This window comes from Halobacillus alkaliphilus, assembly GCF_900113125.1.
Classification (GTDB): Bacteria; Bacillota; Bacilli; order Bacillales; family Halobacillaceae; genus Halobacillus; species Halobacillus alkaliphilus.
In genome coordinates this window covers 132,042-142,899 of the sequence record NZ_FOOG01000006.1, presented here as the reverse complement: position 1 = coordinate 142,899, position 10,858 = coordinate 132,042, and the positions used below count along the sequence as shown (strand labels likewise).

Genomic DNA, 10,858 nt, shown 5'->3' with positions numbered 1-10,858 from the left:
CCGTATCAAAAGTTTTTGCGAGTTCTCAGCTGTGTTCCAAGTGCGGATACCAAAACAATGAGGTAAAGAATCTCGCTGTTCGAACGTGGAACTGCCCGAATTGCGGCTCCCGCCACGACCGCGATCTAAATGCGAGTTTCAATATATTGAAGGAAATTAAAAGAGTCCTTCCAACCGTCGGTGCGACGGGGCTAGCCTAATCATTTGAACGAACCGTTAGGTTCGTGCTCTTAGGAATCCCCCAACTTCAAGGAGCGTCAGCGAGTAAGTGGGGGTAGTTCAATTATACTATTATATTAACTCTATCTACTTAATACCGTTATTTCTTAAGTATTCAATTAAAGCGAACAATATCTGCTCTTTGCGTTCCTTATAATTAGTGTCCATCTTTATACGTTGGCTGCTAAAAAGAAAAGCATCATGCAAATAAAATATGCGAGGCGTAGCTTGCCAGGTATGTTCTGTAATCCTATTCCATATATAAGTTTCAAATTTTTCAGAATAGTTTTTTTGTTTAATACATGAGCGTACATCTGTTTTTTTTACTTCAACGGATCCTTCGAACATATTTTTACGTGCAATTTCCCACCACATTTCCGCTCTATAAAATTCCCGGGCATCACCCTCTTTTACAACATTTGTTGCGTTAGGTTTTTGTGTTTCCTCAATCAACGTACGTTCCTCGATGAACGACCATAGATCATCTTTATTTATTCGCCAGCCATCCTTTCGAGTTGCTGGTTCTACCCCTTTAATGGTGCCGTTCCGCAGCCATCGTCGAAGGCTCTCCTTATGTGTCGTAATTTTATATTGCTTTAATTTTTCCAATGCTTGGTCGACAGTATATTGTTCCATTCTACATCCCCTAACAAATCAATTGTTGTATATAAATCATAACACAACATGTGTTGCGATACACTTAAAAGTGGGTAATATATGAGGTTTCTGTGCTTTTTCACTAAAATTAAACACCAAACTTAACTTGCTGCTCAATGTCGTTTTTAGTAGACGCCATCCTTAAATGATCTAATTTTCGAAGAGGATTTTTAGTAAGTATAGGCTAACTAATTTCAGGTCAAAAACTTCCGGGGCTTTGTCGATTGCCCTGAAAATTAAAATCAATTTCAAATTCAGCAAGAACTCCTTATAAAATTACGGGAGGGCTAATGGGTGTGGCGATAATCGTTTTTCATATATTTGTTTTATCTTCCACAAAGGCAAGGTTTTAATTGTAAACATTATATAGTTGTCTTTATTGCTTTCAAAAATATAATTTGATCTCGCGATAGCTTGAGTATAGTCGTTTCACTAGTTTGATAAATACATCTGGTCTGTCGTGGGGGTCATGTTTATAGGGAAAAATTGATGACTTTAGTATAAACGGAAGGGTATCATAATCAATGAATTTGGTGTGATCTAGTCCCGTAATATAAGAAAAAGCCCCGGCGCTTTGAGCGCCAAGGCTTGATCAGGATTAATATGTTTGTAAGTATTGTTCGCGCTCCCAAGGGTGTACTTGTGTACGGAACATATCCCATTCGATTTCTTTCGCTTCAATAAAGTGTTCAAACAGGTGCTCTCCTAGAGCTTCGACCATGATTGGATCTTCCTGCAGTTCTTCAAGAGCGTTGAAGAGAGTGGCTGGTAGATCTTTAATGCCGTGTGCTTCACGTTCCTTTTTGTTCATCACATAGATGTTGCGGTCAACTGGAGTTGGGGCTTTTAATTTATTTTCAACACCGTCAAGACCTGCAGCCAATAGTACAGCCATTGCCATATAAGGGTTGGCAGCAGGGTCTACGCTTCTTACCTCTATACGAGTGCTTAACCCACGGGAGGTAGGAACACGTACGAGCGGACTGCGGTTCTGTCCAGACCAGGCAACGTAGCAAGGTGCTTCATAACCAGGTACAAGCCGCTTGTAGGAGTTTACTGTAGGATTAGTAATTGCCGTAAAGTTTGTCGCATGTTTAATAATCCCTGCAGTAAACTGGTAAGCAACTTCGGATAATTCTTTATCACCATTTTCATCGTAAAAAGCATTTCCGTCTTCATTAAACAAAGACATATTCGCATGCATGCCGGAACCGTTTACGCCAAATAAAGGTTTTGGCATGAAAGTCGCGTGAAGACCGTGTTGACGTGCGATCGTTTTTACAACTAGTTTAAACGTCTGGATATCATCACAGTGTTTCACAGCATCAGAGTATTTGAAATCAATCTCGTGCTGGCCAGGAGCTACCTCGTGGTGAGAAGCTTCTATTTCAAATCCGATTTCTTCAAGTTCAAGAACAATATCCCGTCGGCAATTTTCACCTAAATCAGTTGGAGCGAGATCGAAATAACCGCCTTTATCGTTTAGTTCCATGGTTGGTTCGCCTTTTTCATCAAGTTTAAATAAAAAGAATTCAGGCTCAGTACCTATGTTAAACGCAGAAAAACCAAGTTTTTCCATTTTTTTGATGTTACGTTTTAAATTATAACGTGGGCACCCTTCAAAAGGAGTCTTGTCTGGATTGTAAATATCACAAATGAAGCGGGCTACTTTCCCTTTTTCAGATGTCCAAGGGAAGACCACGAATGTATCTAAATCTGGTACTAAGTACATGTCAGATTCCTCGATGCGCACGAAGCCTTCGATAGATGAACCATCAAACATCATCATACCCTCTAAAGCCTTATCCAGTTGACTAAGCGGGATTTCGACGTTTTTGATCGTTCCCAGCATATCCGTGAACTGCAATCGAATAAAACGAACATTTTCCTCATCAAGTTTCTTGTAAATTTCTTCTTTGGTTAAACCCATAATTCCAGTCTCCTCTCAACACAATTTAGTGGAAGAATCTAGACAATTCCCCCTGCCTAATTCCTAGCTTGCCTTGCCTTCCCGCGGTGAAAAGTTCTTGCTGCAGCATACGACGGAGTTCTTTTTCAGTTAGTTCACTATGAACTTCCTCAACTCGTTTCTCATCATATACCTCATTCTCCGGCTGATCTGTCAGCTTAAGAACCTGCTTAATCCCTGCCATATTAACGCCTTGTTCAATGAGATCTTTAATTTCCAGAAGTCGATCTACATCATTAAATGAAAACAGTCGGCGGTTCCCTTCTGAACGGGCAGGTTGTACTAGCTGATGCTGTTCATAATAGCGGATCTGCCGGGCAGAAAGGTCTGTCAGTGATTGAACAATCCCCATCGGGAATAACGGCATAGAACGACGAATTTCATCACTCATCGATGTGCCACCTCCCCATAAGAATGATACTGCTTTAATTATACGATAAGCAGAGGATATGTCAACATATGTGAGGAATGTTCACACAAATATGTTGAAAAAGTGAGAAAAGTAAGAAAATATCTTATTGATTGGGTAAACTTATCTTCACATATCCTTCTTCTAACAGGCGTTCAATTGCTCCCGTTACAGCTATCTTTACGTGCGAATAGGTTAACCCGCCTTGTACAAAAGCCGTGTAAGGAGGCCTTATAGGGCCGTCAGCTGTCAGTTCAAGGCTAGCTCCCTGGATAAAGGTTCCTGCAGCCATGATTACATGATCATCATATCCTGGCATTGGGCTTGGCTGCGGGCTTACATGCGAATTAACCGGAGAAGCATGTTGAATGGACTGACAGAATCGAATCATTTGCTCAGCAGAATCAAAATTCACAGACTGAATTAAATCTGTACGCTCAGCATTATAGGCAGGGTTCGTGTCAAAACCTAGCATGTTAAGAAAGTGAGCTGTAAACACCGCTCCCTTTAGCGCTTCTCCTACTACATGAGGCGCCAGGAAAATGCCCTGATACATTTCTTGAAGACTATTTAGGCTTGCACCGGTCTCTTTACCTAGCCCGGGAGCCGTTAAACGGTAGCTGCACAGTTCAATGAGTTCTTCCTTGCCGGCTATGTAACCGCCCATTCTAGCGATCCCGCCTCCGGGGTTTTTGATTAATGACCCGGCGATTAAATCAGCTCCTGCTTCAAGCGGCTCCTTCATTTCAACGAACTCTCCGTAGCAGTTATCGACAAATATAATAACGTCCTCTTTTACTTCCCGGATTCGTTCGATGATAGAAGCTATTTGTTTAATAGTGAATGACGGCCGCTCTTCATATCCTTTCGAACGTTGAATTCCTACTACCTTCGTGGAGGAAGAGATCGACGAAAGGATTTCCTCAACCTGAAAATCTCCCTCCTCTGTTAAAGCAATGGACTGATAGGAAACCCCGAAATCTCTCAGCGAGCCCATATCCTTTTTTCGGCCTGTCCCAATAACGTCCCTAAGAGTGTCATAGGGCTCACCAGTAATATATAAAAGCTCATCCCCAGGCCGTAGAACTCCGAATAAAGCCGTTGTAATCGCATGGGTTCCTGAAATCAATTGCGGACGGACAAGGGCGTCCTCCGCACTGAAAATTTCTGCATAAAGAGATTCAAGTGTATCTCTCCCAAAATCATCGTAGCCATAGCCTGTAGTCGGGTTGAAATGAGAATCACTCACCCTTAATTTCTGAAAAGCACGGAGTACTTTCGCCTGATTAAATTCAACAATTTCATCGATTCGTTTGTGCTCGGATGTTATTTCTTGTTCACTTTGCATTTTAATAGTTTCGATATTCATGATGGTGTCTTCCTAACTTTTTTATAGTATCTGATGTTTCAGCGGATGGTCCGGATGGATGAACCCATGAAGAGCATATCCCTCTTTATCCTCGTAGAAATCCATGCTAATAATCATGCTGAATTTTTTAAATTGCTGAAGGCGTTTACCTTCCGATGCAGGAATAAATACATCGTATTCATGCCACTCTTCTTTTAACACAACTTCAATCTTATCTAAAATCCGCTTCAGATCAATCCGGTCATGCACACTAACCGTTAAAGATGGGTAAGTTTCGGGGATAAAATCCTCTCGAAGTAAATCCTTTTTGTTATAAACCGTAAGCATTGGCAACTGACCCGCTCCTAATTCATCAAGCAGCCGCAGCACTGTTTTTTCTTGCTGCAGGTGGTCAGGGTGCGAAGCATCCACCATATGCAAAATGAAATCAGCTTCTGTCACTTCTTCCAGCGTGGAGCGGAAAGCAGCAATCAGTGTCGTTGGCAGGTCTTGTATAAAACCTACAGTATCGGAAATAAGGGCTTGAAATCCTGATGGAAGACTCATCTGTCTCGTCAGAGGGTCAAGAGTCGCAAACAACAGATTTTCTTCATAGGAATCACTTTCCGTCACACGATTAAAAAATGTAGATTTTCCTGCGTTGGTATAACCTACAATTGCAATTTGAAAAGCCCGGTTTTCTTTACGGCGCTGGCGATACTGTTCCCTCTGCTTGACTACAGAGTTCAAACGCTTCTTAATATCATCGATTCTGCGTCTTATGTGCCGGCGATCGGTTTCGAGTTTTGTCTCTCCTGGACCACGTGTTCCAATTCCTCCGCCCAATCGGGAAAGCTCTGCCCCCTGTCCTGCCAGACGAGGCAATAAGTACTGCAACTGGGCTAATTCTACTTGAAGTTTACCTTCCTTAGTGCGGGCACGGCTGGCGAATATATCTAAAATAAGCTGACTTCTGTCCAGCACACGTCGTTCAACTTTATCTGAAATATTCCTAAGCTGGCCGGGGGTGAGCTCGTCATTAAAGATAATTAGCTCAGCTTCTGTTTCCAAAGCTGCAGCTTTTATCTCTTCTAACTTTCCCTCACCTAAATATGTAGCCGGGTGCACCCGGTCCCTTTTTTGTGTGATAACTTTGCATACATCTCCATCCGCAGTTTCCGTTAACGATTGGAGTTCTTCAAGCGAAGAGTTAAACCGCTTTTCTTCCTCATTAGGATCTTTTCTAGCAACTAGGATTACTCGCTCTTTACCTTGCATATTTCCACCTTCTTTTCTATATACCTGAATGATTCATTTCCATCATACCAAAAAGTACCGTAGATAGATAACGGTACCATTATGGGGACGGAAACGAGTTCGTTACCGTAAAATCTTCCGCTTCTAAAGTCATTAATGCTGCTTTCTTTTGATTTGGGCTGCTAATTACCCGCCAGGCGTGTTTACGTATGGCTTCTTCTATTACATTGCGTACATATCGAGCGTTTGAAAAATTTCCGGCTTTACGGGAACAAACATAGGATAAATGCTGATATAATTTCCTTTCTGCATCAGCTGTCAGACGATAATCGCGATCACGGAGCATGCCGTTAGCAATAGCTGCTAATTCGGGGGCGGAATAATTTGAGAAAGATAACTGGATTGGAAAACGAGATGCTAAGCCGGGATTAATTTGTAAAAAATCATCCATTTCATCCGGATATCCCGCTAGAATGATAATGAATTGATTATGATGATCCTCCATGCATTTCACGATCGTATCAATAGCTTCCTTCCCGAAGTCTTTTTCCCCGCCTCTTGCTAGAGAATAAGCTTCATCAATAAAGAGCACACCGCCAAGTGCTTTATGGATTAAGTCTTTTGTTTTTTTCGCTGTATGGCCTATATATTCTCCAACAAGATCACTGCGGTCCACTTCTATAAAATGCCCCTTTTCAAGCACTTCAATCTCATAAAAAAGCTGGGCTACCATTCTGGCAATCGTTGTTTTCCCTGTACCAGGGTTTCCTTTATAAACCATATGGAGTACCTGTTGCTCAGATTTTAACCCTAGTTCTTTCCTTTTATGAGCAATTAATACCTGAGCATAAATTTCCTTAATACGAGTTTTCAAATCGCCAAGACCCACGATCGATGAAAAGAAATCATCAATTCTACGAAAAGGTGTTAAAGGCTGCTCTTTAGGGCGAACGTGCTGGATGGGCACAGCTTTAGACTTCGTATCATTAAGAACAATGTTAATTGTTCCTGGCTTAGCTGTTTTTGCTTGCGAGTGCACATGGATCCCTCCTCGTTTCCATTCATCATACGCATTTGAAACCAAACCTGTGACAGCAGCCTATATAACGGTGACCAGAAAACTACCAAAACAAAAACGGACGCTTATACAGCGTCCGTTCCTTTAAAATTCTATTCCTTCTCCAATGAAACGTTTTTCATCGGAGCAAAAGTCGAAATTGCATGTTTGAAAATTAATTGCTGCTTCCCATCGGTCTCGAGAAGGACAGTAAAATTATCAAATGCCTTAACAGTCCCGCGAAGCTGGAAGCCGTTAAGCAGAAAGACAGTCACTTGCATACGATCTTTTCTCAGTTGGTTTAAGTAGTTATCTTGGATATTTACGGATTGAGCCATGGATTTTCCTCCTCTATTCTATCTGTATTAGTACCATTCTATTTCTCACTTCATCATTCCTGCTAAATCATTTAAAATTGTTTCAAATTTCTCCTCATACCCCTGCTCTGAAATCGGATACCATTGGACATTCATTTTATTACGAAAATAAGTATACTGCCTTTTAGCATAGCGTCTGGAATTTCTTTTGAGCAGCTCTATAGCACGATCCAAACTGTATTCTCCATTAAAGTATGGAATAAACTCTTTGTAGCCAATTGCCTTCATCGCCTGGGTATGTTCATAACCTTTATTGTATAATCCTCTCACCTCAGCTATTAAACCTTCTTCCACCATTTGATCGACCCTGCGGTTAATTCGGTTATACAACTCTTCTCTTTCCATCTCAAGACCTATAATTACAGGGTGGAAAGGTGATTCGTTGCTCTGTTCTTTCTGATAATCGCTCATCACTTTGCCTGTGGTTTCATAAACTTCCAGCGCTCTTAATACACGCCGCGCATTGTTTGGATGGACTTTTTCCGCCTGCTCAGGATCGACCGATCGCAAACGTCGGTACAGAGCTTCTATACCATACTCAGAAGCTTCCTTTTCCAGGCGCTTGATAACCTGCTCATCCCTTTTTTCCTCAGAAAAATTAAAATTATAAAGCGTAGCCTGTATGTATAATCCTGTCCCACCAACTATCACTGGCAAATTCCCCTGAGAACTGATCAAGCGTATTAGGTTTTGAACTTTATCCTGAAATTCAGCTACAGAAAAACTCTCGTCAGGTTCTTTTATATCAACCAAGTGATGAGAAATACCTTGCATTTCTTGTTCCGTAACCTTTGCCGTTCCAATATCCATCGATTTATAAATCTGCATTGAATCTCCACTGATGACTTCGCCTCCGAAACGTTTCGCAATTTCCACCCCAAGTTTTGATTTTCCAACAGCCGTAGGACCAACTACAGAAATGACTAATGGCTTCATTTTTCACACCTCCATCACTGTTACCCATTATACATGAAACGCATAGGAATCATACCTCAGAGCATATACTAACGGATTCCGTTACCACCACTAACGAAATCCGTTAGTATAAATCAAAATATTCGTTAGTTATACTATCGAGATTCGTTAGTTTGTGTTATAGTATAAAAAAGGAGGCGTCCACAGTGGTTCATGAAAGGATTCGTTCATTAAGAAAAAATCGAAGGTTAACCCAATCGAACTTGGCTGAAAAGGTCGGTGTCTCTCCGCAGGTCGTGTCAAACTGGGAAAGGAATTACACTTCCCCTGATTTGAGTGATTTAACTAAAATTGCTCACGCGCTCCAAACCACTGCCGATTACTTACTGGGTATGAGCGATGAAAAAGAAGATGAAATTAGAGAGATCAAACAGCTTCTTGAAACTAAAGGGTATGACAAACCGGTTTTCTTTGATAAAAAAGCCTGGTTCGGCATTCAACCCGATGACATAAAACAAATCGATAATTACTTCCGATTCTTATTACAGCAAAAAAATATATCGTAAGCCCCCTCCCCTATAGACCAGAAAAAAAGCCAACATTAATTGACTATAAAGATATTATGTCAATTAATGCTGGCTTTTTATTATGTAACCTATATCGGTCCTATTCCTTAATAAACCTCTTATGAAGAATCAACAGTAAACTATAAAAAGCCAATAAAAAAGGCCAACACCCTTTGTTTAGGTGTTGGCCTTTTAGAAGTACCTCACATAACCCTTTTAAACATTTTCTCCATTTCATACTCTGAAAAGTGAACGATAATCGGACGTCCGTGTGGACATGTAAATGGATCGGTCGACGTTCTTAAATCCTCTAATAGGCGTGACATTCCTGCGTGATCTAAATAATGATTCGCTTTAATGGATCGTTTGCAGGACATAAGAATAGCTGCCTCTTCCCTTAATTTAAGAACATTAATGCGATCTTCATTCATTAACTGATCAATTATTTCATGAATAACTTCCTCTTCGAACCCTTTCGGAAACCACTGAGGATGACTGCGGATAATATAGCTGTGCTCTCCGAATGTCTCAAAAAATAGACCGACTCTTTCAAGTTCTTCTTTATATTCTTCAATTTTTAATGATTCCTGTTTACTAAAATCAAAAGTGAGAGGCACTAGTAATTCTTGAACCTCATGATCTACTTCTGCTAATTTATCTCTGAAAAATTCATATTTAATTCTCTCTTGGGCGGCGTGCTGATCCACGATGTACATCCCATTTTCATTTTGAGCAATGATATACGTGCCGTGCACCTGGCCAACAGGATGCATTGCCGGTACACGGCTCGCCGTCTTCTCTTCTTTTAATGAAATGTCCTCGCGATCCTGTTTTTCATTGACAGGACTTTCCTCAGCTTCAAATACAGGCGCCTCTTCTTTCACTAAGGTATCCTGCCGGCCGGAAAGGGAAGCGTCCTCCTCAGCATTCTTATGATTTGGGACCTCATCTATAATTGAATCCATTGAACGTATTCCAGCATCTTGAGCTGTACTTTTCTGCTCCGTATAAAGATCAAAAGACCCTTGAGTGGATTTATCTTTCTTTTCCGGTTTAGGATTAGCATGCTGAACCTCAGGAATCAGTCTTTGCTCACGGAAAGCTTTCGTAATGGATCCATGTAAGGCTTCAAACAATTCCTTTTCCTTACTGAATCGCACTTCCAATTTAGCTGGGTGCACATTCACATCTACAAGTATTGGATCCATTTCAATATTTAGCACTACGATTGGACTCTTCCCAATCGGGAGTAATGTATGGTAACCCTGCATGATTGCTTTGTTCAATGGAACGCTGCGAATGAAACGTCCGTTAATAATGGTCGACATATAACTACGGGAAGCACGGTACACTTCAGGTTTTGCAATATATCCCGTTACTTTAAAGTCCAGCGTCTCAGCCTGAATAGGAATCATTTTCCTTGCTACATTTACACCATATATTTTTGCGATAACCTGCAGGAGGTCACCACGGCCGTTGGTCTGGAAAATTTCTTTTTCATTATGCGTGCATTTGAATTTTATTTCTGGATGAGCTAGTGCCATACGGTTTAGCACATCCGTAATATGGCCAAGCTCTGTGTGGATCGTCTTCATATATTTTAAACGGGCCGGAGTATTAAAGAACAGTTCTTCGACGATGATGTCCGTTCCCTGCCTGGCATCACTTTTGCTTTTGTTCATTAATTTTCCGCCTTCCAAGTCGAGTTTCGTCCCCGCTTGGTCTCCTGTAGATGTTTGAACCCTAAGGCGGCTTACAGCTGCAATACTGGCCAGGGCTTCCCCACGGAAGCCCAATGTCCGTACGTGGAAAAGATCATTTTCACTACTGATTTTACTCGTCGCATGACGGTAAAAAGCTCTTTCACAATCTTCCTCTTCCATTCCTGCCCCATTGTCTGTAATGCGTATCTTTTGTAAACCAGCTTCCATTAGTTCAATAGTAACCCATGAAGCTCCTGCATCAATACTGTTTTCCACGAGCTCTTTGACAACAGAGGCTGGCCGCTCCACAACTTCCCCAGCAGCTATTTTATTGGATAAATGGTCAGGCATAAGTTGAACATGCGCCATCTCTGTTCCTCC

The 10,858-nt window shown here is 41.3% G+C and carries 11 protein-coding genes; 2 read left to right on the top strand and 9 right to left on the bottom strand.

The features are described from left to right. Nucleotides 1–200, top strand: a 200-nt coding sequence (locus BMZ06_RS05900; RefSeq protein WP_139205803.1) for a zinc ribbon domain-containing protein, incomplete at its 5' end; no start/stop codon positions are given. Between the two features lie 106 nt (nucleotides 201–306). Here the strand turns inward: BMZ06_RS05900 and BMZ06_RS05895 are convergent. The 8 genes from BMZ06_RS05895 to miaA all read right to left on the bottom strand — a co-directional run bounded on the left by BMZ06_RS05895 (nucleotide 307) and on the right by miaA (nucleotide 8,229). Further along, nucleotides 307–855, bottom strand: a complete 549-nt coding sequence (locus tag BMZ06_RS05895) for a MerR family transcriptional regulator (protein WP_089751052.1) — start codon at nucleotides 853–855, stop codon at nucleotides 307–309. A 619-nt stretch (nucleotides 856–1,474) separates the two neighbouring features. Further along, nucleotides 1,475–2,806 (bottom strand): type I glutamate--ammonia ligase, encoded by a 1,332-nt coding sequence (glnA, locus tag BMZ06_RS05890; RefSeq protein WP_089751050.1) that lies wholly within the window; start codon nucleotides 2,804–2,806, stop codon nucleotides 1,475–1,477. A 25-nt stretch (nucleotides 2,807–2,831) separates the two neighbouring features. After that, the gene (locus BMZ06_RS05885) at nucleotides 2,832–3,236 is read right to left on the bottom strand and encodes a MerR family transcriptional regulator (protein ID WP_089751049.1); all 405 of its coding nucleotides are present in this window, start codon (nucleotides 3,234–3,236) and stop codon (nucleotides 2,832–2,834) included. A gap of 124 nt (nucleotides 3,237–3,360) precedes the next feature. Next, nucleotides 3,361–4,623 carry a methionine gamma-lyase family protein gene (locus BMZ06_RS05880; protein WP_089751047.1) on the bottom strand — a complete coding sequence of 421 codons (1,263 nt, stop codon included), beginning with the start codon at nucleotides 4,621–4,623 and terminating at the stop codon, nucleotides 3,361–3,363. A gap of 21 nt (nucleotides 4,624–4,644) precedes the next feature. Continuing rightward, nucleotides 4,645–5,880 carry a GTPase HflX gene (gene hflX, locus BMZ06_RS05875; protein ID WP_089751045.1) on the bottom strand — a complete coding sequence of 412 codons (1,236 nt, stop codon included), beginning with the start codon at nucleotides 5,878–5,880 and terminating at the stop codon, nucleotides 4,645–4,647. A gap of 79 nt (nucleotides 5,881–5,959) precedes the next feature. Continuing rightward, complete coding sequence (locus BMZ06_RS05870) at nucleotides 5,960–6,898, bottom strand: AAA family ATPase (protein ID WP_089751043.1); 939 nt, start codon at nucleotides 6,896–6,898, stop codon at nucleotides 5,960–5,962. A gap of 131 nt (nucleotides 6,899–7,029) precedes the next feature. Then, nucleotides 7,030–7,254, bottom strand: a complete 225-nt coding sequence (gene hfq, locus BMZ06_RS05865) for an RNA chaperone Hfq (RefSeq protein WP_089751040.1) — start codon at nucleotides 7,252–7,254, stop codon at nucleotides 7,030–7,032. A 45-nt stretch (nucleotides 7,255–7,299) separates the two neighbouring features. Beyond that, the gene (gene miaA, locus BMZ06_RS05860; protein ID WP_089751038.1) at nucleotides 7,300–8,229 is read right to left on the bottom strand and encodes a tRNA (adenosine(37)-N6)-dimethylallyltransferase MiaA; all 930 of its coding nucleotides are present in this window, start codon (nucleotides 8,227–8,229) and stop codon (nucleotides 7,300–7,302) included. A 185-nt stretch (nucleotides 8,230–8,414) separates the two neighbouring features. Here miaA and BMZ06_RS05855 point away from each other — a divergent pair, with 185 nt between their 5' ends. Next, nucleotides 8,415–8,774, top strand: coding sequence for a helix-turn-helix domain-containing protein (locus BMZ06_RS05855; RefSeq protein WP_014643360.1), 360 nt, complete (start codon nucleotides 8,415–8,417; stop codon nucleotides 8,772–8,774). Nucleotides 8,775–8,977: 203 nt separating this feature from the next. Here BMZ06_RS05855 and mutL read toward each other — a convergent pair whose 3' ends face one another. Continuing rightward, nucleotides 8,978–10,846, bottom strand: coding sequence for a DNA mismatch repair endonuclease MutL (gene mutL, locus BMZ06_RS05850; protein WP_089751035.1), 1,869 nt, complete (start codon nucleotides 10,844–10,846; stop codon nucleotides 8,978–8,980). Nucleotides 10,847–10,858: the final 12 nt, after the last annotated feature.

What these genes read in the sequence shown, in the direction of transcription:
- BMZ06_RS05895 (WP_089751052.1), bottom strand. Translation starts at nt 855, where the DNA reads ATGGAACAATATACTGTCGACCAAGCATTGGAAAAATTAAAGCAATAT.
- glnA (WP_089751050.1), bottom strand. Translation starts at nt 2,806, where the DNA reads ATGGGTTTAACCAAAGAAGAAATTTACAAGAAACTTGATGAGGAAAAT.
- BMZ06_RS05885 (WP_089751049.1), bottom strand. Translation starts at nt 3,236, where the DNA reads ATGAGTGATGAAATTCGTCGTTCTATGCCGTTATTCCCGATGGGGATT.
- BMZ06_RS05880 (WP_089751047.1), bottom strand. Translation starts at nt 4,623, where the DNA reads ATGAATATCGAAACTATTAAAATGCAAAGTGAACAAGAAATAACATCC.
- hflX (WP_089751045.1), bottom strand. Translation starts at nt 5,880, where the DNA reads ATGCAAGGTAAAGAGCGAGTAATCCTAGTTGCTAGAAAAGATCCTAAT.
- hfq (WP_089751040.1), bottom strand. Translation starts at nt 7,254, where the DNA reads ATGGCTCAATCCGTAAATATCCAAGATAACTACTTAAACCAACTGAGA.
- miaA (WP_089751038.1), bottom strand. Translation starts at nt 8,229, where the DNA reads ATGAAGCCATTAGTCATTTCTGTAGTTGGTCCTACGGCTGTTGGAAAA.
- mutL (WP_089751035.1), bottom strand. Translation starts at nt 10,846, where the DNA reads ATGGCGCATGTTCAACTTATGCCTGACCATTTATCCAATAAAATAGCT.